Genomic DNA, 23,969 nt, shown 5'->3' on the forward strand with positions numbered 1-23,969 from the left:
TGACGTGTCAACGCAGCTTTGCGGGAACTGCACCGCAGCAGTGCGGCCTTGCTGCGGGCTGCGCGGCACCCGCAGGACCGAATTTATCTATTTGGCGGTCTGGAGCGCGTTCGCGTCGGCGGGGATTCTCGCCGTTCCGACCGGTCTAGCGACGATTTTCGGCGCCCCGCCACTCGCGAGCACCGGCACCATCGGCCGCTCCTGCCGCTGGCGCTTTGCAGCGTAATAATAGCCGCTGGCATAATAACGCATGGCGCGGCCGTGATCGCCGTTGGCGGCGCGGTAGGCGCCGGCCAGATATTTGATGCCCCAGGCGAGATTGGTATCGGGATCGCGCAGGCCGGCGGCGTCGCCGGTATAGCCGAGGCCGCGCGCGGTCGGCAGCTTGATCTGCATCAGCCCGATGGTGCCGCCGCGCCCGATGAGACCAGGATGATATTTGCTCTCGCGCACGATCACCCGGTGCACCAGCGCTTCCGGCACGTTGTTCGAGGCGGCGTGGCTGGCGATCATGCTGTCATACTGCGCGCGGCTCTGCGCCATCGCATCGGATGAAACTACCAGCGCTGCCACGGCGGCGAACCAGGCCAACTTCGACGGGAACTTCGGAAAACTTTTCATAAAACAATCTCTGGGCGAGTGGCGCGTCAACGACTTGCTTCCGGTTAGTTCCATTACCGGGCGAGGATGTGGCGAAAAGCCGACGACATCGCGGCGGAATGTATGCGGCTCACGCGTTAACGATACCATGCACGTGACGCTTACGTTGTGCGTGCAATGCATCGCGTCTGTTGACGCGTGCGTCATGCGGACGCGCAAGAATGTCGTGCAAAAGACGCAGTCAAGGTGTAATGAAGACGCCGCGACAAAACCAATTCATTCGACAGCAAACCTGTCCCAATCAACGACCATTTAAAAAAACGAGGCGTCAATACGACGTCCGAAGTCCAGGGAGATGCGTCATGGCTCGACTCGATTCCAGCTATCTGCCTCGCGGAAATCCCTGTGCCCAGTGTAACAAGCCGATCCCGAGACCCGATTGGGTCGAGAGCAGTCCGGGCCGCACGTCCTTTCTCTGGTTCTGCCGCGCCTGCGATTATCGCTTTGAGGCGATCGCGATCTACGAGGAAGCCGATCCCGACGCGCTCGCAGCCTGACGCGATGATCTAGGCCGCCGTGCGCTCGCTCTGCTGGCGAACCGGCAATCGCATCCGAACCACCAGTCCATGCGGCTGCCGGTCGTGCAGCGACAGCGTGCCGCCATGCGCGGTTGCGATGGCATTGGTGATCGAAAGCCCAAGGCCGAAGCCTGCCGCTTCGTCCATGTTGCGGGCCTCGTCGCCGCGCACGAACGGCTCCAGCATATTCTGCTTCAGCGCATCCGAAATGCCGGGGCCGTCGTCTTCGACGTCGATGGTGAGCTGATCCGCCGAGACGCGAAGCCGGATCACCGCTTCGGCGCCGAACCGCACGGCATTCTCCACCAGATTGGTGACTGCGCGGTGCAGATCGTCGGGCCGCACGGTGGCCATGGCATGCGCGGGGCCGTCATAGGCGACCTTGCGTCCCATGTCGCCAAACTGGTCGGTGATGAGCTGCAGCGTGCTGGCGACGTCGGCCAGCGTCATGGCCTCTAACCTGCGGCCGTTGCGCGGGAACGACAGCACCGATTCCAGCATCGCGCGCATCTGGTCGAGATCCCCGAGCATGCGGTTGCGATGGGTCTCGTCCTCGATGAATTCGGAGCGAAGGCGCATTCGCGTGATCGGCGTGCGCAGATCGTGGCTGATCGCGGCGAGCATCTTGGTGCGGTCGTCGATCAGGCCGGTGATGCGCTCTCTCATTCGGTTAAGCGCGCGCGCGACGAAACGGATTTCCTCCGGCCCGCGTTCGGGGAGCGGCGCTGCGCCGCCGTCAAGGCTGAAACTCTCGGCGGCCTTCGCGAAGGACGACAGCGGCGCGGTCAACGCCCGCGCCGCCCACAGGCCGAGCAACGTGACGCTGATGACGGCAAACAGCAGCGTCATCATCCAGGGACTGCCGAGAAACGGCGGCCGCGGCCGGTCCGGCAGGAGGTTGGCCGAAATCATCATCCCGTCAGGCAGGCCGATGCCGAGCTTGCGGTTCGCGCCGTCCGCAAGCTGGAAGATGCGATAATCATGACCGAGGCGCCGCTGCAGGCCGTGCGGGTTGAATCCGCTGGCTTCGCCCGCCGAATGCATTTGTCCCGGCGACAAAATTTCGATGCCGAGCTGCGGAAAGGCGCGCGCGATGTCGGCGGACAGCCGTGGCCGTTCCAACGCGGGCGCCGCGCCGAGCAACTGCACGGCTGTGACAAGCTGGCCGTGGCCGCGGTCGGACGACGGCTCCGGCTGGTCGGGCCGGTGCAGCAGGAAACTCGCGGTGATGATCAGATGAAGCGCTGCGATCGAGACGACGACGAGGGCTGCGATCTGGCCGCTGATGCCGCGCAGGTTCAGGAGGCCCTTCATGATCAGTGGCCGGCGGCGGTCATCGCCTCGACGCTGATGGGGGCAACTGTCGGGGTGAAGATGTAGCCGCCGGAGCGCACCGTCTTGATCATGGTGGCAGCTTGCGGATCGGGTTCGATCTTGCGGCGGATGCGGCTGACGAGCACGTCGATCGAGCGCTCGAACGAGCCGGCGTTGCGGCCCTGCGTGAGGTCGAGCAGGCTGTCGCGCGACAGCACGCGGCCGGGCCGCTCGCAGAATGCTCGCAGCAGGTCGAACTCGGCGCTGGTCATCGCCACGTGTGCGCCCACCGGATTGCGCAGCTCCCGCAGCCGGAAATCGATCCGCCAGCCCGCAAACGCAAGCGCCGTCGCGCCCGCGGTGGCGCTGGCGGTATAGGCTATGGCCTGCCGGCGCAGCACCGCGTTGATCCGGGCCAGCAATTCGCGCGGGTTGAACGGTTTTGCCAGATAGTCGTCGGCGCCCATCTCCAGGCCGAGGATGCGATCGATGTCCTCGCCGCGCGCGGTCAGCATGATGATCGGGGTCTGCGATTGCGCGCGTATCTTGCGGCAGAGGGTGAGGCCGTCCTCGCCGGGCAGCATGACGTCGAGGATCAAAAGATCGACCCGGCGGTCGGTCATGGCGCGGGCCATCTCGCGACCGTCGGCCGCAGTCGTGACGTTGCAGGCATTGTTGCGCAGGTATTTTGCGATCAGCGACCGCGTCTCGCGATCGTCCTCAACGACGAGGATGTTGGGTATTGCCTGGGCCATACCGACCTTTTGTCGGTGATTCGGGCACACGTGCGAAGGATTTTTGTTTCCGATTGTTTCCGGAGCGAGCGAGGCAACACCGGGCAACAGCTCCGGTGCGGACGAAAGGCCTTGTTAACGTCGTTAACCCTACGGTCCCAGCGTCATTGACGAACGCGCGGAGCTATCATGACCTCGATCTCGGCGGCCTCGGCCCGGACCTGCCAGTCGCCTCTCCAGAAGTTGCAGGATGAGTTGCTGTCCGAAGTAAAATCCGGTGCCATCAAGTCGTCCGACCAGGACCCGCTGGCGTCGGCGCTGACCGATATCGATTCGGCCATGCAAGCCAGCCGCGCCAGCGACCAGGCCAGCGGAACGCGGCCGTCGCCCGACGGGCTCAAATCGAAGATCGACGATCTGATCGCCGGCGAAGTTTCCAGCGGCAAGCTGACCAGCGATCAGGCCACCGAACTGCAGGGCATCTTCAAGGCGGCATTCGCCAACGGCCCCGGTGGAGCTGGTGGTGCCGGCGGTCCCCCTCCGGGCGGCCCGCCGCCCGCCGATGGCGCGTCCTCCAGCGACGATTCTTTGTCGAGCACGACGTCGATCGACGACATTCTCAAGCAGTTCCTGCAATCGCTGCAGGATCAGCTGTCGGCTTCGTCATCGACGAGCTACGGCGCAACCGGCAGTTCAAGTACGAGCAGCAGCGCTTCCTTCTCGGCATTGCTGATCGATTATCAAAGCTAGCCCGCGGCCCGCGGTTTCGCGCGAGGCTGATAAAGCGACCCAGCAACCATTCTTTTCCGAAAGGGAAGGATGGTTGTCTCATTTTTGGCAGTGGGAACCGCGCGGCTCTTGTCACGTTGTTCGGTGCAAGATGTGTGGAGGGTCCAATGGCAAGCGACGTCATGACCGTGCCGCATCAGTTGATCGCGAGCGACCGCGTCGAGGGAACCGCGGTGCGCCGGCCGAACGGGGACATGATCGGCCATATCGAACGACTGATGATCGACAAGGTGACCGGTAAAGTATCCTATGCAATCCTGAGTTTCGGCGGATTTCTCGGCATCGGGGCCAATCTGATTCCGTTGCCGTGGGGACGGCTTCGCTACCGCACGAAATTTGAAGCCTACGAACTCGATATCGCCGACGAAGAGCTGAAGCGCGCGCCGTCATTCCACGCGGACAAGGATTTCGACTGGGGCGATCGCGCGAAGGAAGCCGAGCTGCATCGCTATTACGGCATGCCGCCATACTGGGGCGGCTTCTGATTGCGCACTGCGTTTCATCATCGCGCGTCTGCGTTCCGGTGTTCCCGACTAAATGTGTGGAACGCTTGCTCAAGTGACGGGTTTTCCCACAGGGTTTCTGAACTGAGGAGAATCCATATGTTAGCCAAATATGCCATTGCCGGCCTCGCGGGTTCCGCGCTGCTGGCCAGTGTCGCGTTCGCGCAGAATCCGTCTTCGTCTGCAAACACCGATCAGGCCACCACCGCCGCGCCTGCGGTCGCGTCCGATACCTCGTCGTTCAAGGGCAGCTGGCGGTCCTCGAAGCTGGTCGGCCTGAACGTATACAACGACAGCAACGAAAGCCTCGGATCGATCAACGATATCTTGGCCGACAAGAGCGGCAACATCAAAGCCGTGGTGATCGGCGTCGGCGGCTTCCTTGGCGTCGGCGAGCATCTGGTTGCCGTCGCCTTCGACAAGGTGAAGTTCGTCGATGAGCCGATTGCCTATACCGGTGCCTCGAGCGCGCCCGCGACCGGTGGCGCAAGGCCTTCGACCAGCACGACGACGACCGGTGCTGCGACGACGGCGCCTGCCGCGGTCAAGAAGAATCCGTGGTATCCGGATCACGCCATGCTGAGCGCGACAAAGGATCAGCTGAAGGCGATGCCGGAGTTCAAGTACTCGACCGAGTAAGGCATCGGTCGCAACAACGACTTTCATACATGGCCGGACGGCGTCATTGCCGCCCGGCCATTGTGCTTTATGGGCGCACGCCGGCGCGTAGCCTTTCGTATTGGTGCAGCGCATCCTATCAGCGCGCCGCTCCCGATGTTAGGTTGTATCGCGGCGGGCGCGCCTGCGTCCTGCCTGACAGCAACGGAGGACGACATGCCTGATAGCGTCTACAAGGTAATCGAGCTGATCGGCACCAGCACCGAATCCTGGGAGAAGGCCGCTGCCGCCGCGGTCGGTCGCGCTGGAGCGTCGCTGCGCGATCTGCGCGTCGCCGAGGTCGTTAAGCTGGATCTGCAACTGGACGCCAGTGGCAAGGTCGAAGCCTACCGCGCCAAGGTGAACGTCTCGTTCAAATTCGAGGGATCGTAAGCGAGGCATGCGTAGGGTGGGCAAAGCGCAGCGTGCCCACCATTCCATCAACGGATCGCAACGCGAAGGGTGGGCACGCTTCGCATTGCCCACCCTACGAATCTTCGGCTGCTACAGCGCGGGCAGTGCGCTTACATGGACGTTGATCGCGCCTTCGGCTTCCGCGATCACGCGCAGCGTTTTGGAATCGAAGGCGATGTCGGCGAGCCGCAGCTTGCTGATCTCGGCCGAGATCCGCAGGCCTTCCTCGTTCTTCTGGAAATCGGCGATCACGGCCGCAATCTTTTTCTGGGCGTTGGCGGCGAACGGCTTGAGGTCGACGGTTGCCTTGTCCGCCAGCGTCTTCTGCAGATGCGGGATGGCCGCGCGCGCCGCCGCGCCCAACAGCCCGAAGGCGGCCTCCGACTCGACGGCGAGTTCGATGTCGGTCAGCCGCAGCGTCTGCTCGGCCTGATCGAGCACCGGCCTGCCCCAGATATGCACGTTGGCCTCGCCGCCCAGCCCTAAGAAGCTCGCTTTTTCCTTGGCGCTCACCAGCAGCGAAATCAGCAGTCGGTTGCCCGACGCCGCGACGCTGGCGCGCTTGACGGTGACGCCGACCGAGCCGGAACCATCTTCCGGAAAAGTCTTTCCGGCGAACTGTGCTTCCACGATTCTGTTGATCTCGGTAAAGGGCATGTCGATGGGAACGCCGATCGCGACCCGTCCCGGCGTCGGCGGCACGATGGCGATCGTGGCGGGGAACGGGCAGGACGGCTTGGTCTCGGCCGGCGTGATGCGGGTCTCCGCCTCGATGCCGAGCATCAGCGTGAGGTTCGAAGCATCAACGCGCGGCTGCGCGGCAATCGCCCGTATGGGACGCAATTCCAGCCACAACGTCGGCATCGTCGAGCCGGCGGTCGTGCCCTGCAGCGGGATCGAACGGCAGGCCTTGGCCCATTGCGCCCGCGCGTTCTGTTCGAAGGCCGGGTCGTTGCGCATTCGCGCCTGCACCAGTGCGATCTGCTCGGCGACGTTCTTGTCGATCAACGGCTTCACCTGCGCGGGCACGTTGACGCGCGCGCCGGCCACGCTGAGGCTCGAGTCGTTGAGATTGACCTGCGCTGTGAGGTTGGGCTCGATGCGCCAGTTTGCGGCGATCTTCGGCCGCGCTGATATGACGACGTTGCCCTTGATCTCGGCGCTGGCGTTGAGGTTCTTGATGTTCACGCTGCCGATTTGTTTCGCCACGTTGCCGCCGAGCAGGCCGCCGAGTGCGTCGCCGACCGCACCCGTCGCCTTCGCCGATAGCGAGCCGGTTACGTTCAGTGTGCCCGTCAGCGGCGTCGCCAGCGTCAGCACGTCCTGGGCACCGGTCGTGCTGATCGGCCCGCGCGAGGCGGTCCAGCCGATATCGGCATTCTGCAGGATCTGCGAGATCGGATTGTCGGCCTTGCCGGCGAAGGATCGCGGTGCGCCGCGATCGGCGGCATCGCGGATCGCCGACAGCGTGACCGTAATCGGCGCCATCACGGTGGATGCGCGCGGCGCCGGCGGCAGCGGCGGCAATTCGGCGAGCGCGGGCGGCTTGTTCGTGGCGCGCGGCGCGACGAAGTCCATCACCTTCAAGCTCGCCGCAAACGAGACGATGACGACCGCGAGCGCAATCGAAATCGTCTTCAGATGCATCGGCAGACGCATCGTCCCCCCGGACCCCATTGAATTGCCCCACAACGTTCTACAGCGGCGGCGAGGGCCACGCCACTGCGCAATAAGGCTGTATCGGGGCGTGTACTCATAAATGCGCAGATCGGATGTCCGCTTCCAGGGGGTACAGCGACAACATCTGCTGACAGCACCGGGTCAGGACTGCACCAGATCGGCATAGGCTGGGTGCTTGTCTATCCAGCTCCTCACGAAATCGCAGGCAGGAATGACCTTCATTTCCTCGCTGCGGAGCTGATCGAGCACCCCCTTGGCGAGCCTCGAGCCGATCCCCCTGCCGCCCAGCTCTGACGGCACCTCAGTGTGCTCAAGCGTGATGACCTTGCCATCGCGTCGGTAATATTCGGCGGCAATGTGGCCGTCGAGATGCAATTCAAAGCGGTGCTGCGCCGGGTTGTCGATGATGTCGCTCATGGGTTGCTTTTGTCGGCTGTTCAGTGGCAGCTCCAGCATTACTCGGGATCATCGTGTCGCTCCACGGTCGTAGCGTTCGAGCTTCGGACGCGCTTCCGTTCGAGCCGGGCGTTAGGCGCTCCGTTAAAGGCCTTTGGCCTTACAGTGCGCCGTTATGACCTTTAGACTCTGCCACGTGATTGATCTCCTTAGGAAATGTCACAACGCGTTCAGAATTGCGCGCCGCTCGACCCGCCTAAGTGCTCAAGATGACCGACTTTCAGCGCGCTCTCGTTCAACGCGCTCCGTTACATTGCGTGCCATCGCGACAGCGCCAAATATTTCGCTGTCGCCTTTGACAATCGCAAAGGTCATCTCGACGTACAGCCTTCGTCCGCTCTTGTGCAGAGCGCGGGTGAGGGTCGGGCGGCCCTCAAGCCTCGTAACGCCCTTTGTCATCGCAGTGTCGAAGCCGCTCCAATGTGCAGCTCGCAGATGCTCGGGTATGATCAGTTCGACACTTTGGCCAAGCGTCTCCTCGGCCGAATAGCCAAACAACGTGGTGCAGGCTGGGTTCCAGCGAATGATCGCTCCCGAGTGATCGGTACAGATGACAGCGTCAGCGACTTGATCGAGAATCCTCTCAGCCAATCTGGACTGCTCTTCCATGGGTGAACCCCTTGGATTGGAACTGACCGGCTCGCTTAATCACCACCAACCCAACGATGAGACGGCGCGGATGCGCTTCCACATCACCCTGAAAACTCGTGGTCGTTTTCCGTGGAACCGCACGGTCACGTCCCATTGTATGGATGGACTACATCGTTCCCGTTGATTTAGATCAACGGATGTCCGCTCAGGGTCAAAACCCTGACCTCCTTACCCGTCCCGCTTCACGTCCGCTCAACGCCCGCGAGCGGGCTTAACCGGTCCGACCGCTCTTGTCGCCTTTGGGCCCACAAGCCGACGCATCAAGCGGTCTCAGCTCGCACCCGCGATTCGCGCGTGGTGATCCATAGACGCTTTGAGCTGAACTAGCGGCATCTAGGCTCTACAGGACAATTCAGTTTCCTTTATTCCCCACCACCGACTTCGCGGCGTACCAAAGCTTGACCTAGGTCAAACCGCCATGGTGCGAAAGCCGACACTTTGGACGGACACCGATGGAGGCGGGCCACGAACTTGATCCCATAGCGCAGAGGCCGGTGGCAAACTCCTCATGCCGACGCGTAACTCATGAGAGGCGACTGACATGGGTCAATGGATTAGGGAGAAGCATCAGGAATGGCTGATTCTGATCGTCGGCCTTTCGGCACTCGCGGTCGTGATCGGCATCGGGGCCCTGTTCCAATCCGCCCCTGAACCGCCGAAGTCTGTTGAGGTTGCAACTGCCAAACAGGACGATACGCCCAAACCGATGGCCTCTCCGGCTGCGGCAGCTGCGCCAAACGCCAAACAGACGGCAGCCGCGCCCTCCAGTGCAAAACAGGGCACCGAAGGAAATACCAGGGCTGACAGCAAGCAAACCTCCGATACAAGGGCCATGGTCACGGCTCCTGCTGCTTCCGCACCGCCGACGCCGCAGACGGCTGCGCCCACGGCTCCTGCTGCGTCCGCACCACAGCCGGCTCAGGCGCCACAGCCGGCCCAGACGGCCCAAATTGCCCAGGCGCCTCAGCCGGCTGCACCCATGATGCACAATCATGCGCCGACGCCACAAACCACGGGACAGTCGACCGCCGTCGCAGCTTCTCAATCCGCAATGACAGGCGATGCTGCCGCGGGCCGCCAGGTGTTTCGGAAGTGCCAGGCTTGCCATTCGCTTGATGCAGGCAAGAACGGCATCGGACCATCGCTGGCCAATATCGTCGGCGAGAAGGCTGCTGCCGTGCCCGGATACAATTTTTCGCCTGCCATGAAGGCGAGCAACCTGACATGGGATGCCGCGACGCTGGACGCCTATCTAGCCGATCCGCAGAAGGTCGTGCCGGGCAACAAGATGCCATTTCCGGGACTGAAGACCGAGCGCGAACGCAGCGCCGTCATCGCCTTGCTCACCGAGACTGCGAAGCCGGGCGGCGCGGCGGCTGCTCCAGCACCCGCGGCACAGACTGCTCAGGCTCCCGCGCCGCCGACGACGCAGGCAGAAGCGGTGCCATCGACGTCGCCGGCACCGGGGACCGCGGGACCGAGTTATGTGCCGGGGCTGCGCTATACGCTTCGCACCGGAATCGCCGAAGGCCGCATGGTGTTCATCGGTGTAGGCGGCTCAATTGACGGTCAGGTCAATCCCCTGTTGTCCGCTGCCGAAGGTCAGGTCATCCAGGTGACGCTGATCAACGGTGAGGGCGCCGAACATGATATCGTCTTTGACAATCACGGACCCGCGGGAACCTCGGCGCACATCGTTGGAAGAGGTGCGAGCACAAGCATAGCGTTCGCTGCCGCTACGGCCGGCGACTATGTCTATTACTGCAGCGTGCCGGGGCATCGGCTGTCCGGCATGGAAGGGAAATTCCTCGTGACGCCGCAGCCGCCGCCACAGACCGTGGTGGAGGCCGACATTTCACAGAAGCCAGGCGACGTGCCGCCTTCGGTCGGCAATCGGGGGCCGCAGACGGTGCGGGTCGACCTCGTCACTGTAGAGCTTGAGGCGCGGCTCGCAGAGGGCACGACGTTCGGTTATTGGACCTTCAACGGCAAGGTACCAGGCCCGATGTTGCGTGTCCGCGTCGGGGACACGGTCGAAGTACATCTGAAAAACGCCGACGCCAGCTCGATGTTGCACTCAGTCGACTTCCACGCGGCCACCGGTCCCGGCGGTGGCGCTGCCTCCACCCAGACCAATCCGGGCGAGGAGAAGAGCTTCAGGTTCAAGGCGCTAACCCCGGGCCTGTTTGTGTATCACTGCGCCACGCCGATGGTCGCCCATCACATTGCCAACGGCATGTACGGGATGATTTTGGTAGAACCAGAGGGCGGACTGCCGCCGGTCGATCGCGAGTACTATGTGATGCAGGGAGAGATTTATACTGACGGCGCATTCGGCCAGCACGGCAGTCAGGAGTTTAACGTTGAGAAGCTGTTGAACGAACGTCCCGAATACTTTGTGTTCAACGGATCAGTTGGCGCGCTTTCCAACTTCCATCCGATGCAAGCGAAGGTGGGCGAGACCGTGCGCATCTATTTCGGTGTAGGTGGCCCAAACTTTACCTCATCGTTCCATGTTATCGGGGAGATATTTGACAAGGTCTACAATCTCGGCGGCGCGATCAGCGAGCCTCTGCGGGGCATCCAGACTGTAACGGTCCCCGCCGGTGGCGCCGTCATCACCGAGTTCAAGGTTGATGTTCCCGGCAACTACACCCTCGTCGATCACGCGCTGGCGCGGGCTGAGCGCGGACTCGTTGGTGTCTTGCACGTCGAAGGGCAGCCAAACACGGAGATTTTCGACGGCAAGGTAGACCCTCGAGCAGGGCATTGAATGCGGACCGCGTGTTTTCGGGCCCATCACTTCGGCCACCAGATCGTTTCTTCTGTTGGCGGCGGTCGGAGCGAAAGACCAAGATCGGCGCGGGCCTGAGGTCCGCTTTGGGTCTTGGCCGTGTTAAAACGCACACAGCCAGGGTCATTAAGCGGACAGATCGAGATGTCTGCTATTTGGTCGCTTTTGGGGGCGAAGCGGACATCCGCCAGCGATTGCCGAACGAACGCAATTTAGTACACGCCCGAGATCAGTACAAAACGGCCCCGGCGAAGGCCGGGGCCGCTCTTTCACATTAAGAAACGCTAATGGCTCAGCGGATGGTCCGGCCGAGATCGGCGCGGCGATCCGTCATCGGCAGCACGATCACCTTGGTGCCGACGCTGACCCGGGAATAGAGGTCAGAGACGTCTTCGTTGGTGAGGCGGAGGCAGCCCGAGGAAACCCGGGTGCCGATCGTCTCCGGCGCGTTGGTGCCATGGATGCGATAGATGGTGCCGCCGAGATACATTGCGCGGGCGCCGAGCGGGTTGCCGGGGCCACCGGCCATGTGGCGCGGCAGATAGGGCTGGCGGGCGATCATTTCCGGGGGCGGGGTCCAGGCCGGCCATTCGGCCTTGCGGGTGATCGTCTGCGTGCCCGACCAGGTGAAGCCGTCGCGGCCGATGCCGATGCCGTAGCGCATCGCCTGGCCGTTGCCGAGCACGAGGTAGAGATAAGTATTCGGGGTATCGATGATGATCGTGCCGGGCGCCTCGCGGCCGGCATAGCTCACGACCTGGCGGCGCAGGCGCGCCGGCAACTCGACCGAGCGGCCTTCTTCATCCTGGGGCACGGCCTGCACCGGCGGCGGGGCGGCTTCGATCTGCGGCAGGAAAAACGGAAAAAGCGGCAGCGGAGCTGCGGCGGCGGGTGCGGAAAATGCGGTCGCGCCGATCGCCAGCGCACCAAAAGCGGCGACAGCAAAGCGGGTGTTCAGCCTGAATGAATTAAACATTGGTCGTCCCCTGTTCTACGCCCAGTCGCACCGTTTTCGGCGCGTCGTTGGGGAAAGGTGTACAGGTGGACCGTTTCAGGACATTTGCACGAAATCGCCAAAATGGTTTCGTCGCGTTAGGGAATTGTTTCATTAAGGTTTCGTTGCCGGCGGGGGCCGGTGCACTTACTTCCCCCTGTCCCCCAGTGGGACCTTCGGGCGGTGCGGGCTTCTCGGGGCGTGGGCGGCTGCGGGGCGGGTTTTGATGGTGGGGGCTGGATTGCTATTAACGCTTGAGGTCGCGGCCGCTGCAATCGCAGGTGATACAGGGACTGCGAAGGCCACGGGCTTGGCCACGGGGTGCTGCATCTGTGCAAACGCTGCGCCTGGCGCATTGCCAACGTGACTGCTCTGGCGGCCCGCATAGTAAGCCACCAGCGCCGTGATACCCAGCAGAACGAGTAGCGTTTTTGTCCGCATACTCGCACCGCTATCTTTAGCCGGTCTTTCGAGCATTCGTGGCCCGCTCAACCTCGTCGGCTAGTTGATTCAGATGCCGTGCCAGCCGATCGAACATTTCGCGCTTCGCTTTGTCGGTAGCCAAGTCCCGGACGAGCGCGCATTCGGCCGCGTCTTTGCGCAGCTTCTCCAGATGGGCTTGATAATCCTTCATCGTCCCCTGCCTGTCTTAATTTTCCATGACGGTGGCACAGAGAACAGGCAGACCGAACCAACAAATGTTAAGTCGGGACCGGGATTAGTCAGGCTGCGAAAAAAACGCGATCTCCAAATTCTCGATTGCTTCCAAACTCAAGGGCGTTCGTCTCTAATTTGCTCGTACGTCCGCTGGAATATCGATCAGCGGCATCTGTGAGCGCTTGTAGAAGCCTTCCCGCATAACCGCGTCGCTTATCTCGTCACTAACAATGCGCGCCGCTCGCTTTTTTCGCCAGCTGCCTACTATTCCCGCAGGCAGTGGCGCTCCCCGTCGGATCACCAGGAGCTGGCTCTTTCCTCGAACGTATACGTCGAACATGCCGATCACCTCCAGGTTCGTTATAGGCACAGCGTGCGCGAAATGAGGTGGCAAAAGCGCAACAGCTCGGCATGAAGCTGCGACTCGAAATACCGCTGCGAAAGAACGTCCTGAATTGCGCCATAAGTGGTGCCTTCTCCCACGAGGGGAGAAGGGAACGTCAATCCGTCGTACAAGGAAAAAATCGGCCAGACCAATCAGGCCTAGCCGGCGCGCATTCGCGGCGTCCCGGCAACGCCAGCGCCGAGCACCGCGCGGCGGTCGGCGACCGCGTGATGGAATTGCTCGAGCGTCAGCGCGATCACCGACAGGTCGCTTTCCTCGACGGTGCCGTCGTCATAGCAATCCAGCGTCTCGCGTAACATGTCGTCGGCCGCGCTTTGCATTTCCGCCAGTTCTTCCGGCGTTTCGGCCTTCCTCGCCCCGGAAATCAGCTCGAGCAAATGATCGCGATGGGCAAGGTACTGCTCGCGCTCGTCCTTGTTCCAGTAGTGCTTCAGCCAGGCGCCGGCGGATCCCAGGCCCGAGACGATCAGGACCAGGAACCAGATGTAGTCGGTGTATTTCTCGAGGAACGTTCGCTCGTTGCCGTCGATATAGGCGGCGGCCCCCGCATGCGCCGGTAACGCGGCGTCCTTGTCCGTATCCGGCTTTTCGATCTGCGAGGCGGACGGCAATTCGCGCGCGAGCTGCTGGCGGTTGGTGAAGAGCTGGCGGGCGAAGGCGGCGACCGCCGTGTCCGACAGCGACTTCGGCGCGATGATCAGGTGATTGATGGCAACCGTATCGACCTTGTCTTCCGGCCGCTGCGGCGAGGAGCCGAAGATGCTGGCGGGAATCTCTTCGGATTCGTAGACCGGGTTCTTCTTTGCGATGGCTTCGGCGACGTCGATCGGCAGGAATTTCGGCTCGCCGCGGGCGACCGCCGTTGCCGCGATCGCGTCCACGGTGATCTTGCTCTTGAGCGGGCCGACCGCCATGAACGCGTCGATCGTCTGGTCGCGCGCCATTTCGCCGATCTTGTCAGTGGCGAACTGGCTGATCGTGACCTTGTCGGGATTGATGCCGGACTCTTTCAGAACGTTACGCAGCAGCGTGACATTGGCCTGCGTCCTCCCGATCACGCCGACGCGGTGGCCGGCGAGTTCGTCGAGACTCTTGATCTTGGGTGTGGGCTGCTTCTTCGAGCCTTTGGCGGGAAGGCCGGAAGGCGCCCACAGCACGACGACATTCTTGCGCAGGATCGCGACCGACTCGGCGTTCGCCGGCAGGTTCAGGTCGCCGCGCGCCACCGCGAGATCGGCTTTGCCGGCCGTGAACAACGCGATGCTCTCCGCCGTCCCTTCCGTCGTGACCAGCGACAGCCGCACCGAACTGTTCTCGCGCGCAAACGTCTGCGCCATCAACTGGATCAGTTTCTGGTCCTCGCTGCCGGCAGGCCCGACCGCAATCCGCAGCGTCGTCGGCCGCAGCACGTAATACAGCGTGCCGGCGGCGACGCCGAATGCGAGCATGCCGGCGGCAAGGATCAGAAGCGCATAACCCCTCCGCTGTCGCCGCCGTCGGGATCGCGCATTATCGTCGTTCGGGTCTGACATCATTCTGTCAAATTACACCAAAATGCGTGGAGGGGGGCTTAAAAAACATCCTTACATATCGATGACGTCATACGCCTGAAATATCCATGGCCGAACGTCGGATTTGAGAATCGTTCACGAAATCTCGGGTCCGGGACATGAAGATATTGATAGCGACCGACGCGTGGCATCCGCAGGTGAACGGCGTCGTCCGCACGCTGACCTCGCTGGCGAAGAGCGCCTCCGCGCTCGGCGCCGATATCAGCTTCCTCACTCCCGACGGATTTCCGTCGATGCCCCTGCCGACCTATCCCGGCTTACGCATCGCGCTGCCGAACCGGCGCGAGATCGCGCGGCGGATCGGAGAGGCTGCGCCGGATGCCATCCACATCGCGACCGAAGGACCGATCGGCTGGGCGGTGCGCGCCTATTGCCGCCGCCGTAAGCTTGCGTTTACCACGTCCTATACGACGCGCTTTCCCGAATATGTCGCCGTCCGCACCGGACTCCCGCTCGGCGTCGGCTATGCGGTGATGCGGCACTTTCATGCCGCATCTTCCACGGTCATGGTCGCGACCGATTCGCTGCGGCAGGAACTCGGCGCGCGCGGTTTTCGTAAACTCGGCTTCTGGACGCGCGGCGTTGACACCGAGCTCTTCAACCCGCATGCGCTGGCGGCGCTCGATCTGCCGCGGCCGATCTTCATGACCATGGGCCGGGTCGCGGTGGAAAAGAATCTCGAAGCGTTTCTGTCGCTCGATTTGCCGGGATCGAAAGTGGTGGTGGGCGACGGACCGCAAAAGGCGCAGCTCGCAAAGCAATATCCCGACGCGATCTTCCTCGGCGAGAAGAAGGGTGCGGACCTGACCGCGCATCTCGCTGCCGCCGACGTCTTTGTGTTTCCAAGCCTCACCGACACTTTTGGCGTCGTGCAGCTCGAGGCATTGGCCTGCGGTACGCCGGTTGCGGCGTTTCCGGTCACCGGCCCGAAGGATGTCATCGCCGATCATCCGATCGGGGCGATCGACACCGATCTGCGTAGCGCGTGCCTGCGCGCGCTGACGATGTCGCGCGAGGCCTGCCGGAATTTTGCGCTTTCGCGTTCCTGGGAAAACAGCGCTAGGCAGTTCATCGGCAATCTGACGGCGCTGCAGCCAAGCCGCGCGTTGCGGCCGGTGCGCCGGGCGCCTGCTACAAGCGCCGTGCAGAGCTAAGACCATCAAACCAGTCATACGCGTAAGACGAGAAGGCAGAACGAACCATGGCAGACATCATCAAGCTTGACGGTAGCAGGGCCCTTGATTTCGACCGCGAAACGGTCGAGCAGGCCTATGATCGCTGGGCGCCGGTTTACGACCTCGTGTTCGGGGGCGTGTTCAGCAAGGGTCGCAAGGCGGCGATCCAGGCCACCAACAAGATCGGCGGCCGTGTGCTCGAGGTCGGCGTCGGCACCGGCATCTCGCTGCCGCTATACGCGCCGCATCTGCGCATCTTCGGTACCGATATTTCGGAGTTGATGTTGGAGAAGGCGAAGAAGCGCGTTGACGAGCTTGGCCTGAAGAACGTCGAGGGGCTTGCGGTGATGGACGCCGAAAACCTCGAATTCCCCGACGATTCGTTCGACGTTGTGATGGCGCAGTATGTCGTCACCGCGGTGCCGAACCCGGAAAAGGCGCTCGATGAATTCGCCCGCGTGCTGCGGCCGGGCGGCGAGCTCATCATCCTTACCCGTGTGAGCGCCGATGCCGGCATGCGCCGCTTCATCGAGCAGCGGCTGCAGCCGGTGGTGCGCCCGCTCGGCTTCCGGACCGCCGAGTTTAGCTGGTCGCGCTACGCGCAATGGCTGGCGGGCGCGCGTGGCATCGAACTGGCGGAACGCCGCCTGGTGCCGCCGCTCGGCCATTTCTCCCTGGTGCGTTTTCGCAAGGTCGATGTAGCCGCGGCTGCCTAGCACGCGGCCGATGACGTCCGCGTCATCGCGTCGCTGCAAGCCGTCACATGTCAACATGATGATGTCACATGCCGGACATCGAATCTCAGTAAACGTCAAACAGACGAGAATTTAGGGGTAGAGAATGATCAAGAATTTTCTGCAGGAGCTGCGAACCCAGCGCTGGGACGACCATCGTTATTATCATCACAGCCGCATCAACCAGTCGCTGCACTTCGTCAGCGCCGCGAGCTTCCTGTTTGCCTATGCGATGCTGTTCATCGATCCGATGGTGTCGGCGCTTGTCGGCTGGCTGGTCTCGATGACTTCGCGGCAGGCCGGTCACTTCTTCTTCGAGCCGAGGGGGTATGACCACGTCAACCACGCCACCCATGAGCACAAGGAAGAAATCAAGGTCGGCTACAATTTGCAGCGCAAGGTCGTGCTGATGGCAATCTGGGCGCTGTCGCCGCTGGTACTATATTTCGACCCGACCCTGTTCGGTCTGTTCACGCCCTGGACGTCGCCGGCGGACTTCATGCGCCAAGTGGCCAAGATCTGGCTCGTGGTCGGAGCCGGCGGGTTGTTGTTCCGCACCGTCCACCTGTTCTTCATCCGCGACGTCGAGACCGGGCTGGTCTGGATGACCAAGATCCTCACCGACCCCTTCAGCGATCTCAAGCTGTACTACAAGGCGCCGCTGGCTCTGATGAAGGGCGAACTGATCGATCCCGGTCTCGAGAAGCACGTCAAGCACGCGTGAGTGCTCGGCGTCACCCTGAAAGCCGTATTGAAATCGTCATGCCCGGCCTTGTGCCGGGCATCCACGTTGTTAGGCGCCAGTTGTGAGATCGTCATTGCGAGCGAAGCGACTTGCCCGCCGTAGCTTTAGCGAAGGCGGAAGCAATCCACCTCCCACGCGGGGAGAGATGGATTGCTTCGTCGCTTCGCTCCCTTGCGCAAACGCTTGGCATTTGTCGCAGGCAATGACGAGGAGGCTAGTCCGACTGTGATGATTGTCGAAAGCGCGCGCTTAGCGACCAAGCCGCTTGGCAAGCATCTCTTTCAGGATCTGCCGCTTGATGTTCTTGTTGGTCAGCGACACATGGTGCCACCACCAGCCGTCGCGCTTCATCTTCTCGGTGGCGGCGACGAACCGATCGGCCACCTCAGTGAAATCCGCGTCGGTGTAATTGAGGCTGAAGATCAGCCGGCCGGTGCCGACCCAGCTCAGCGCCAGCCCTTCGGCGCGCAGGTAGTATTGAAGCATCCAGTTGTAGCGGGACGGCTCGGTATATTGCACCATCCAGATCGAGGAGAGGTTGCTGACGCGGACGGGCAGGTTCTGGGCGGCGAGCCGCGCGTTCAATGCACTGGCGCGGCCGTTCCAGGTCTCGTCGAGCCCCTGGTAGACGGCGTTGAAGTTCGGGCTGGCGAGCCGGCTCAGGAACTCATCCATCGCCGTCATCACGTAGGGGTGCGAATTGAAGGTGCCGCGGGCGAAGCAGATATCGGCGGGGCGGTCGTCGCGATAACGCCGCATCAATTCTTTGCGGCCGCAGACCACGCCGACGGGAAGGCCGCCGGCCAGGCTCTTGCCGTAAGTCACCATGTCGGCGCGGACGCCGAAATATTCCTGCGCGCCTTTGGCGGCGAGGCGGAAGCCGACGAAGATTTCATCGAAGATCAGGACGATGCCGCGTTCGGTGCAGACGTCACGCAGCTTCTTCAGCCAGTCGGCATAGGCCGCGCGATCGAACGCGCCCTTGCGCGAACTGTCGACGAGGGCGGAATCGCCGGGCGCGTTCGCGTTGGGATGCAGCGCCTGCAACGGATTGACGAGCACGCAGGCGATGTCCTTGCGCGTGCGCAGCACATGCAGCGTCCGCTCCGACATGTCGGCCAGCGTATAGGTCTCGTGCGGCGATACCGGGTTGCCGATACCGGGCTGCACGTCGCCCCACCAGCCGTGATAGGCGCCGGCGAAACGAACCAGGTGCGAGCGCTTGGTGTGGTAGCGCGCCAGCCGCACCGCCTGCATGACCGCTTCGGTGCCGGACATGTGGAACGAAACTTCGTCGAGTCCGGAGATCTCGCACAGCCGCTGCACGTTCTCGGTGATGACGGGATGGTAGGGACCGAGCACGGGCCCGAGCGCATGGGCGCGCTTTTCGGCCTCCGTGATGCACTCCTTGTAGAAATCGTTGCCGAAGATGTTGACGCCGTAGGAGCCGGTCAGGTCGTAGAACACGTTGCCGTCGATATCGGTGACGGTGACGCCGGCGGAGGACTGCATGAACGCGCCGGTGCCGAGGTTTTCCCGCACCAGCCGGCTGTACTGGAACGGCACCCGGTAGCTTTCGGTGAACTGCAGGTCGGAGATGCGCGCAGCCGCCTCGGCCGTCATCTGCCGGCCCTTGGCGTAGCGCTCTTCATAAAGGCAGGCGAGCCGGAAGAAGGCGTCCTGCCGCTGCAGGGCGATTTCGGCGGGCGCGCCGTCGGAACGGAAGAAGCCGTCGATATCGAACTCGTAATGCGGCAGCAGCCGTGCGACCATTTTGGACATTTTGGAATGTCCAGTCAGCGAACGGTGCTTGGCGCGGGACAATGCCAGCCGCGCCTGCAATTTGGGGAAGACTGCCGCGGCGCTCACGACCGCAGCGGCGGACAGCGAAAGAATCGGAAGGGACGAGTCCATGCCTGAAGCGCTAGCCAATCCTGCTGACAGATTGATGACAATAAGGGGCCTGATCGCCCGCTTTACCCAGCAGGAAGATCTGAATTTCCTCCTGACCAACCGCATTCCGCGGGCGGCGCTGACGCGCTTCATGGGCTGGTTCAGCAAGATCGAGAACCCTTTGGTGCGCGATGCCTCGATCGCCTGCTGGCGGCTGTTTTCCGATCTCGATCTGTCGGAAGCCAGAAAGACCGAATTCAAAAGCCTGCACGATTGTTTTACGCGCGAATTGCGACCCGGCCTTCGTCCGGCCGATCCCGATCCATCCGTCGTGACCAGTCCCTCCGACGGCATCATCGGCGCCTTCGGCAAGATCGCGGATACCGAACTGTTTCAGATCAAGGGCGCGCCTTATTCGCTGCTGGATCTGCTCGGCGATCCCGCGCTGGTCGAGCAGCACCGCAACGGCCGCTTCCTCACGCTGCGGCTGACGTCGAGCATGTATCATCGCTTCCACGCGCCCTATGACGCCACGATCAAGAGGGTGACGTTCATCCATGGCGATGTCTGGAACGTCAATCCGATCGCGCTGAAGCGGGTGGAGCGTTTGTTCTGCAAGAACGAGCGCGCGGTGCTGCGCACGCGGCTTTCGACCGGCGAGGCGCTGACGCTGGTGCCGGTCGCCGCCATTCTTGTCGCCAGCATCCGCCTGCATTTCCTCGATGTCACGCTCAACGCGCAGAGCAGGGGACCGGTGGACTTCGCCTGCTTTGCGCGGGTCAAGAAAGGCGACGAACTCGGTTGGTTCGAACACGGCTCGACCATCATCGTGCTGGCGCCGGAGAGTTTCGAATTCGCCGACGGTGTCGTGGAGGGAGCGCGCATTCGCGCCGGCGAACCGTTGTTGCGGAAACCGCAGGTTTAGGCTCGATTCTCCGCGCTGATCCCTCTATATGCTCGCGGTCGCACTGGATTCGTAAGGTGCGATAACGCGGGAAGAGAGAGAGATGGCGCGATCGCCCGTTCTGGCGGCCGGGGGCATTGTATTGCGGCAAGGGCAAACGCCGCTGGTCGCCGTCGTGCGCCTGCGCAAGCGCAACGAATGGGTCTTGCCCAAAGGCAAGCTCGACGACGGCGAGACGCCGCGCGCCGCCGCCGAGCGCGAGGTGGTGGAAGAAACCGGGCACGATGTCGCCGTGCACGAATTTCTGGGCACGCTGGTCTATGAATCCCGCGGCGGTTCCAAGGTCGTGCACTACTGGCGCATGGAAGCGCGCGGTGGGGCCGTTCATGAACTGATGCGTGACGTGAAGGCCGTGGATTGGCTGCCGCTTGCGGACGCCGTCGACCGGCTGTCACGCAATTACGAGCGTGCGTTTCTTGAAAATGTAGGCCCGATTGCACTCTCCGCGGCCGCGCATGCCGCCACCACCCGGAAAGCGCGGGCCAAACAGCCGCCAGAGAAGCGCCGGACACGGCGGCCGGACGTGACAGCGCCGCCTGCGGTCACTCCTGCACCGGCTCCGTCCCTGCCTGATCAATCCTTGCCGCAGGTCGCGCAGCATGACGATGTGACCGTCGTGATCGATGCGACTGCCGTTACGTCCGTTGAGCAGGTCGTTGATGAAGCGCAGCCGGCCGGCCCGCCGTCATTTGCGCTGGAGATAGAGCCGGTGGCCGTCGACACGGTGGAGAGCCGAACGCGACAGCAGCCGCGCAGCTTCTTGCAGAAGCTGCGCAACTGGCTGCGGCGCGATACCTGACTCCATCTTCCGACTAACGCAATTCCTTCGGCGGCGGCTTGCCGCGTTGCGGCGCGGGCGCAGGCCGCCTCGGCGCTCCGGGCAGCCCCGGCCGTTGAACGGCAGGCGCACCTTGAACGCCGGGCACGCGCTGCAATCCCGGCACGCGCTGCGGCCCGGGCACGCCGTACCTGTTCGGCAATTCCGGACGTGTCAGCGGTGCGCCGGGCTGCGCCGGCACTGAGGGCTGTTGCGGTTGACCTGCACGCGGCGGCAGGCCGGGCTGCGGCAGATCGGATCGTGATGGTTGTCCCGCACGGGGTGGCAGTCCGGGTTGTGCCGGCAAACCGGGTCGTGACGGTTGTCCGGTTCGCGGTGGCACGCCGGGTTGATTGGGCGGGCCGGGTTGCTGCGGCTGTCCCGCGCGCGGCGGCAGTCCCGGTCGCTGCGGAGAGCCTGGCTGCTGCTGTCCCTGGCGGTTCGGTACGGCCGGCAGTGGCGGCTGACCGGGTTGCCCGGGCAGGCCGTTCTGCCTGATCTGGCCGGGACGGTTCAACTGACCGGGTTGCTGTTGTCCAGGCCTGACCTGTCCCGGCAGACCATTTGGCCGCGGCTGGCCGGGCTGGAATTGCCGGATCGGCCGGTTCGGATTGACGAAGCCGGGATTGGCGCGGCGGAATTCGCGCTGCTGGAACACGAGCTGCCGGCCGACATTCTGCGTCGAGTGAAGCTGACGCACAAAGCCCTGGTCGCGCAGCATCATCGCTTGCGGAATCGCCAGCGGTACCGCGGCGAAGCGCGCACCGCCCGCGCCGGGCCGGATGGTGAAGCCGCTCGCGCCTTGCGTGAGGAAGCCGAGCCGCGCGCCAGCGCGGTCATTGACCTCGATGCGACCGACCCTGCCGTCGGCGTCGGGATAAAGCTTGACCGCGACGTTGTTTGGAGTGTTGGCGGCGGCGCCTTCCGGGACTTCGACGAGGCCGGTGGTGCCGCGGATGCCGAGCGTCGCCGTCGGCGTCGTGATCTTCATGTCGCCGGTTTTTGCCACCGAGGCGGCGACGAAGGCCGCGGTGCCCTTGGCGACGTCGAAGATCGCCGCGTTGCTCTTGCCGCCATCCTCATAGACGTAATTGTCGATGGTGATCTTCGTGCTCGCCTTCAAGGTAAAGGTGGTGGTGTCGATGAAGGTGATGCCAAGCGCGGAGTTCGCTCCGGTCTGCACGACGTCGTTGAGATAGATCTCGTCCTTGACCTTGAGCGGCGTGGTCTTGTCGTTGCGGATTACGCTGGCGCTGCCGGTCACTTTCGCGACGTTGCCGATCGGCTCCTCCGGCGCGTCCGCAGCGGTTGCGTCAGGTGTGGCGGGATCGGGCGCCGCCGCCGGTGCGGCGGGCTGCGAGGGGTCGGTCTGCGCCTGCGCCAGTTGCGTCAGCTCGGAAGCTCCTGCGAAAACTTCCGTCGTGCCGATCGTCGCGCTGCAGGCCAACAGCATGAGCGCGAAGGACAAGTGGCGCTGCATCGGGGGAATTCCGGGTCGGGGAAGGGCGGGCGAAGCTTTGCGATTTCAGCCTCCGATTTCAGCCTCTCCCGGCTGAACGCGGAATGAACGGCGGTGCTTGTTGTCACGGGCGGCCGAAACGAGCAAGCGCCACGTCCGGGATACCGGGACATGGCGCCGTGACTTTAGTAAGGAAAATGCTCAGCCGCGCTTGTGCGGCGTCAGGCTGAGCGGCCTGGCGGGTTTTGCCGCGGGCGCGTAGCTCGCAGGCGAGGCGGCCGGCGGCACGTATTGAAAGACGGCCTTGCAGCCGTCGCTGAGCTGCGCGCGCTTCTGCACCATGCAGGCGGTGACGCGATCGACATCGGGAATTTCCGACGAGCACAGCCGCATCGCGTCGCCGGTGCACATCTGCTGCTGCTCCGCCGTGTAGGCCAGAGCCGCTGTGCTCAGCGCGGCCAGCGCAAAGGTGGTCGTGACCAGCAATTGGCAGTTACGCATTGTCGAATCCGTGAAAGCCATCGAATGTCCCTTTATGTTGGTGAGTGCGCCCGCAAGTATCGCGCCGGAGCGGCGCGTCGTCGGGACGATCACTACGCAGGCTTGGTTTCCGCAATCCTTCGTCGCAGCGCAAAACGGTTTCGTCGCGGGCGAGTTTTGTTTCACCGTTTACCCACGTTCGAGCGGCGGGTGGTTACGCCGCCTTCCGTCCCGCCGCGACCAGCAGGGCGTCACGTTCGGGGGCCGGCATGGCGCGGATGCGGCGTTGGGCGGTGAGGCGGATGGCGGCAAAGCCGACCACGAACACCACCACCTTGCTCACGATGCTATAGATCGGCATGATCAGGGCCCAGGTCTCAAGGCTGCAGGTCAGGGCGACGAACGCATTTACCGCGGCGGACACGAACATCAGGCCTGCCCAGGCGAAGCCCACGATTGTGGCGACATCGGGCACTACCGCCCGTGCGATGTCAGGCAGATAGCGGTTCAACCAGCCGGGCTTGCACATGACGCCGCCGACGATCCCATAGATCACGCTTGGCTTGATCAGCACGAAGCGCGGATCATGGGTCAGGAGTGTCGCGATGCCTGCAGCGATGATCAGGACCAGGCTTAGCCACTCCATGACGTGGATCGGCCTGCGGCGGATGAACTGGATTCCGATCTGTGCGAGGCCGAGCGCAATGCCGAGGCCGACCGCCAGCATCGTGTTGTGTGTCAGCAGATAGACAACGAGGAAGAACAGGGTCGATGCGAGGTCGAGCAGCAGCAGTCTGGCCGCGTTGAGAAAGTCTTTCATCGGACGTGGTACTCGCCATGGGCATTGTGCGGAATGCCATCGGCAAGCCGATGAACGCGTCGCAGCTCGATCGTTTTCACGGCA

24 protein-coding genes are annotated in these 23,969 nt (G+C 63.1%); 11 read left to right on the top strand and 13 right to left on the bottom strand.

The window, feature by feature from the left end; genetic code table 11:
- Positions 1 to 87: 87 nt before the first annotated feature.
- Positions 88 to 621, bottom strand: coding sequence for a transglycosylase SLT domain-containing protein (locus tag ACVWVY_RS16445; RefSeq protein ID WP_456627348.1), 534 nt, complete (start codon positions 619 to 621; stop codon positions 88 to 90).
- 341 nt (positions 622 to 962) lie between these two features.
- Here ACVWVY_RS16445 and ACVWVY_RS16450 point away from each other — a divergent pair, with 341 nt between their 5' ends.
- Positions 963 to 1,157: a hypothetical protein gene (locus tag ACVWVY_RS16450; RefSeq protein WP_456627349.1), complete on the top strand. Its 195-nt coding sequence runs from the start codon at positions 963 to 965 to the stop codon at positions 1,155 to 1,157.
- A 9-nt stretch (positions 1,158 to 1,166) separates the two neighbouring features.
- Here the strand turns inward: ACVWVY_RS16450 and ACVWVY_RS16455 are convergent, their stop codons facing one another.
- A complete protein-coding gene (locus ACVWVY_RS16455) occupies positions 1,167 to 2,492 on the bottom strand; it encodes an ATP-binding protein (RefSeq protein ID WP_456627350.1) in 1,326 nt (441 codons plus the stop codon).
- A gap of 2 nt (positions 2,493 to 2,494) precedes the next feature.
- Entirely contained in the window at positions 2,495 to 3,247 is a 753-nt protein-coding gene (locus ACVWVY_RS16460; RefSeq protein ID WP_456627351.1) for a response regulator, read from the bottom strand.
- 168 nt (positions 3,248 to 3,415) lie between these two features.
- On the opposite strand from ACVWVY_RS16460, the gene ACVWVY_RS16465 reads away from it, so the two are divergent.
- The 4 genes from ACVWVY_RS16465 to ACVWVY_RS16480 all read left to right on the top strand — a co-directional run bounded on the left by ACVWVY_RS16465 (position 3,416) and on the right by ACVWVY_RS16480 (position 5,568).
- On the top strand, positions 3,416 to 3,976 hold the full coding sequence (locus tag ACVWVY_RS16465) for a hypothetical protein (RefSeq protein ID WP_456627352.1): 561 nt from the start codon (positions 3,416 to 3,418) through the stop codon (positions 3,974 to 3,976).
- Positions 3,977 to 4,122: 146 nt separating this feature from the next.
- Entirely contained in the window at positions 4,123 to 4,500 is a 378-nt protein-coding gene (locus ACVWVY_RS16470) for a PRC-barrel domain-containing protein (RefSeq protein ID WP_456627353.1), read from the top strand.
- 117 nt (positions 4,501 to 4,617) lie between these two features.
- On the top strand, positions 4,618 to 5,157 hold the full coding sequence (locus tag ACVWVY_RS16475; RefSeq protein WP_456627354.1) for a PRC-barrel domain-containing protein: 540 nt from the start codon (positions 4,618 to 4,620) through the stop codon (positions 5,155 to 5,157).
- A gap of 195 nt (positions 5,158 to 5,352) precedes the next feature.
- Positions 5,353 to 5,568, top strand: a complete 216-nt coding sequence (locus ACVWVY_RS16480) for a dodecin family protein (protein WP_456627355.1) — start codon at positions 5,353 to 5,355, stop codon at positions 5,566 to 5,568.
- A gap of 111 nt (positions 5,569 to 5,679) precedes the next feature.
- On the opposite strand, the gene ACVWVY_RS16485 is transcribed toward ACVWVY_RS16480, so the two are convergent.
- The 3 genes from ACVWVY_RS16485 to ACVWVY_RS16495 form a co-directional block, all read right to left on the bottom strand.
- Entirely contained in the window at positions 5,680 to 7,248 is a 1,569-nt protein-coding gene (locus ACVWVY_RS16485; RefSeq protein ID WP_456627356.1) for a DUF4403 family protein, read from the bottom strand.
- A gap of 162 nt (positions 7,249 to 7,410) precedes the next feature.
- Complete coding sequence (locus ACVWVY_RS16490; RefSeq protein ID WP_456627357.1) at positions 7,411 to 7,686, bottom strand: GNAT family N-acetyltransferase; 276 nt, start codon at positions 7,684 to 7,686, stop codon at positions 7,411 to 7,413.
- Between the two features lie 243 nt (positions 7,687 to 7,929).
- Entirely contained in the window at positions 7,930 to 8,334 is a 405-nt protein-coding gene (locus ACVWVY_RS16495) for a PAS domain S-box protein (protein WP_456627358.1), read from the bottom strand.
- A gap of 583 nt (positions 8,335 to 8,917) precedes the next feature.
- Here ACVWVY_RS16495 and nirK point away from each other — a divergent pair.
- On the top strand, positions 8,918 to 11,149 hold the full coding sequence (gene nirK, locus ACVWVY_RS16500; protein WP_456627359.1) for a copper-containing nitrite reductase: 2,232 nt from the start codon (positions 8,918 to 8,920) through the stop codon (positions 11,147 to 11,149).
- Between the two features lie 313 nt (positions 11,150 to 11,462).
- Here the strand turns inward: nirK and ACVWVY_RS16505 are convergent, their stop codons facing one another.
- The 3 genes from ACVWVY_RS16505 to ACVWVY_RS16515 form a co-directional block, all read right to left on the bottom strand.
- Positions 11,463 to 12,146, bottom strand: a complete 684-nt coding sequence (locus ACVWVY_RS16505) for a L,D-transpeptidase (protein ID WP_456627360.1) — start codon at positions 12,144 to 12,146, stop codon at positions 11,463 to 11,465.
- A 475-nt stretch (positions 12,147 to 12,621) separates the two neighbouring features.
- Positions 12,622 to 12,798 carry a hypothetical protein gene (locus ACVWVY_RS16510; RefSeq protein WP_456627361.1) on the bottom strand — a complete coding sequence of 59 codons (177 nt, stop codon included), beginning with the start codon at positions 12,796 to 12,798 and terminating at the stop codon, positions 12,622 to 12,624.
- A 566-nt stretch (positions 12,799 to 13,364) separates the two neighbouring features.
- Positions 13,365 to 14,759: a TAXI family TRAP transporter solute-binding subunit gene (locus ACVWVY_RS16515; RefSeq protein ID WP_456627362.1), complete on the bottom strand. Its 1,395-nt coding sequence runs from the start codon at positions 14,757 to 14,759 to the stop codon at positions 13,365 to 13,367.
- Positions 14,760 to 14,896: 137 nt separating this feature from the next.
- Here ACVWVY_RS16515 and ACVWVY_RS16520 point away from each other — a divergent pair, with 137 nt between their 5' ends.
- The 3 genes from ACVWVY_RS16520 to ACVWVY_RS16530 all read left to right on the top strand — a co-directional run bounded on the left by ACVWVY_RS16520 (position 14,897) and on the right by ACVWVY_RS16530 (position 17,431).
- A complete protein-coding gene (locus tag ACVWVY_RS16520) occupies positions 14,897 to 15,952 on the top strand; it encodes a glycosyltransferase family 4 protein (protein WP_456627363.1) in 1,056 nt (351 codons plus the stop codon).
- 47 nt (positions 15,953 to 15,999) lie between these two features.
- A complete protein-coding gene (locus ACVWVY_RS16525) occupies positions 16,000 to 16,689 on the top strand; it encodes a class I SAM-dependent methyltransferase (protein ID WP_456627364.1) in 690 nt (229 codons plus the stop codon).
- A gap of 124 nt (positions 16,690 to 16,813) precedes the next feature.
- A complete protein-coding gene (locus ACVWVY_RS16530) occupies positions 16,814 to 17,431 on the top strand; it encodes a hypothetical protein (RefSeq protein ID WP_456627365.1) in 618 nt (205 codons plus the stop codon).
- 270 nt (positions 17,432 to 17,701) lie between these two features.
- On the opposite strand, the gene ACVWVY_RS16535 is transcribed toward ACVWVY_RS16530, so the two are convergent.
- Complete coding sequence (locus ACVWVY_RS16535; RefSeq protein WP_456627366.1) at positions 17,702 to 19,366, bottom strand: aminotransferase class III-fold pyridoxal phosphate-dependent enzyme; 1,665 nt, start codon at positions 19,364 to 19,366, stop codon at positions 17,702 to 17,704.
- Between the two features lie 34 nt (positions 19,367 to 19,400).
- Here ACVWVY_RS16535 and asd point away from each other — a divergent pair, with 34 nt between their 5' ends.
- Complete coding sequence (gene asd, locus ACVWVY_RS16540) at positions 19,401 to 20,270, top strand: archaetidylserine decarboxylase (protein ID WP_456632225.1); 870 nt, start codon at positions 19,401 to 19,403, stop codon at positions 20,268 to 20,270.
- A gap of 154 nt (positions 20,271 to 20,424) precedes the next feature.
- Positions 20,425 to 21,108, top strand: a complete 684-nt coding sequence (locus ACVWVY_RS16545; RefSeq protein WP_456627367.1) for an NUDIX hydrolase — start codon at positions 20,425 to 20,427, stop codon at positions 21,106 to 21,108.
- A 13-nt stretch (positions 21,109 to 21,121) separates the two neighbouring features.
- On the opposite strand, the gene ACVWVY_RS16550 is transcribed toward ACVWVY_RS16545, so the two are convergent.
- From ACVWVY_RS16550 to ACVWVY_RS16560, 3 genes are all read right to left on the bottom strand, one after another.
- A complete protein-coding gene (locus ACVWVY_RS16550) occupies positions 21,122 to 22,606 on the bottom strand; it encodes a FecR domain-containing protein (protein WP_456627368.1) in 1,485 nt (494 codons plus the stop codon).
- Between the two features lie 180 nt (positions 22,607 to 22,786).
- Complete coding sequence (locus tag ACVWVY_RS16555; protein WP_456627369.1) at positions 22,787 to 23,086, bottom strand: hypothetical protein; 300 nt, start codon at positions 23,084 to 23,086, stop codon at positions 22,787 to 22,789.
- 193 nt (positions 23,087 to 23,279) lie between these two features.
- Positions 23,280 to 23,885: an inner membrane-spanning protein YciB gene (locus ACVWVY_RS16560; RefSeq protein WP_456627370.1), complete on the bottom strand. Its 606-nt coding sequence runs from the start codon at positions 23,883 to 23,885 to the stop codon at positions 23,280 to 23,282.
- Positions 23,886 to 23,969 lie beyond the last annotated feature (84 nt).

This window comes from Bradyrhizobium sp. URHC0002, from assembly GCF_054059515.1.

Coding starts and splice junctions, on each gene's coding strand:
- asd (WP_456632225.1), top strand. CDS start 19,401: ATGACAATAAGGGGCCTGATCGCCCGCTTTACCCAGCAGGAAGATCTG.
- ACVWVY_RS16470 (WP_456627353.1), top strand. CDS start 4,123: ATGGCAAGCGACGTCATGACCGTGCCGCATCAGTTGATCGCGAGCGAC.
- ACVWVY_RS16535 (WP_456627366.1), bottom strand. CDS start 19,366: ATGGACTCGTCCCTTCCGATTCTTTCGCTGTCCGCCGCTGCGGTCGTG.
- ACVWVY_RS16490 (WP_456627357.1), bottom strand. CDS start 7,686: ATGAGCGACATCATCGACAACCCGGCGCAGCACCGCTTTGAATTGCAT.
- ACVWVY_RS16475 (WP_456627354.1), top strand. CDS start 4,618: ATGTTAGCCAAATATGCCATTGCCGGCCTCGCGGGTTCCGCGCTGCTG.
- ACVWVY_RS16460 (WP_456627351.1), bottom strand. CDS start 3,247: ATGGCCCAGGCAATACCCAACATCCTCGTCGTTGAGGACGATCGCGAG.
- ACVWVY_RS16550 (WP_456627368.1), bottom strand. CDS start 22,606: ATGCAGCGCCACTTGTCCTTCGCGCTCATGCTGTTGGCCTGCAGCGCG.
- ACVWVY_RS16450 (WP_456627349.1), top strand. CDS start 963: ATGGCTCGACTCGATTCCAGCTATCTGCCTCGCGGAAATCCCTGTGCC.
- ACVWVY_RS16510 (WP_456627361.1), bottom strand. CDS start 12,798: ATGAAGGATTATCAAGCCCATCTGGAGAAGCTGCGCAAAGACGCGGCC.
- ACVWVY_RS16560 (WP_456627370.1), bottom strand. CDS start 23,885: ATGAAAGACTTTCTCAACGCGGCCAGACTGCTGCTGCTCGACCTCGCA.
- ACVWVY_RS16520 (WP_456627363.1), top strand. CDS start 14,897: ATGAAGATATTGATAGCGACCGACGCGTGGCATCCGCAGGTGAACGGC.
- ACVWVY_RS16455 (WP_456627350.1), bottom strand. CDS start 2,492: ATGAAGGGCCTCCTGAACCTGCGCGGCATCAGCGGCCAGATCGCAGCC.
- ACVWVY_RS16525 (WP_456627364.1), top strand. CDS start 16,000: ATGGCAGACATCATCAAGCTTGACGGTAGCAGGGCCCTTGATTTCGAC.
- ACVWVY_RS16495 (WP_456627358.1), bottom strand. CDS start 8,334: ATGGAAGAGCAGTCCAGATTGGCTGAGAGGATTCTCGATCAAGTCGCT.
- ACVWVY_RS16555 (WP_456627369.1), bottom strand. CDS start 23,086: ATGCGTAACTGCCAATTGCTGGTCACGACCACCTTTGCGCTGGCCGCG.
- ACVWVY_RS16530 (WP_456627365.1), top strand. CDS start 16,814: ATGATCAAGAATTTTCTGCAGGAGCTGCGAACCCAGCGCTGGGACGAC.
- ACVWVY_RS16465 (WP_456627352.1), top strand. CDS start 3,416: ATGACCTCGATCTCGGCGGCCTCGGCCCGGACCTGCCAGTCGCCTCTC.
- ACVWVY_RS16445 (WP_456627348.1), bottom strand. CDS start 621: ATGAAAAGTTTTCCGAAGTTCCCGTCGAAGTTGGCCTGGTTCGCCGCC.
- ACVWVY_RS16480 (WP_456627355.1), top strand. CDS start 5,353: ATGCCTGATAGCGTCTACAAGGTAATCGAGCTGATCGGCACCAGCACC.
- nirK (WP_456627359.1), top strand. CDS start 8,918: ATGGGTCAATGGATTAGGGAGAAGCATCAGGAATGGCTGATTCTGATC.
- ACVWVY_RS16485 (WP_456627356.1), bottom strand. CDS start 7,248: ATGCGTCTGCCGATGCATCTGAAGACGATTTCGATTGCGCTCGCGGTC.
- ACVWVY_RS16505 (WP_456627360.1), bottom strand. CDS start 12,146: ATGTTTAATTCATTCAGGCTGAACACCCGCTTTGCTGTCGCCGCTTTT.
- ACVWVY_RS16515 (WP_456627362.1), bottom strand. CDS start 14,759: ATGTCAGACCCGAACGACGATAATGCGCGATCCCGACGGCGGCGACAG.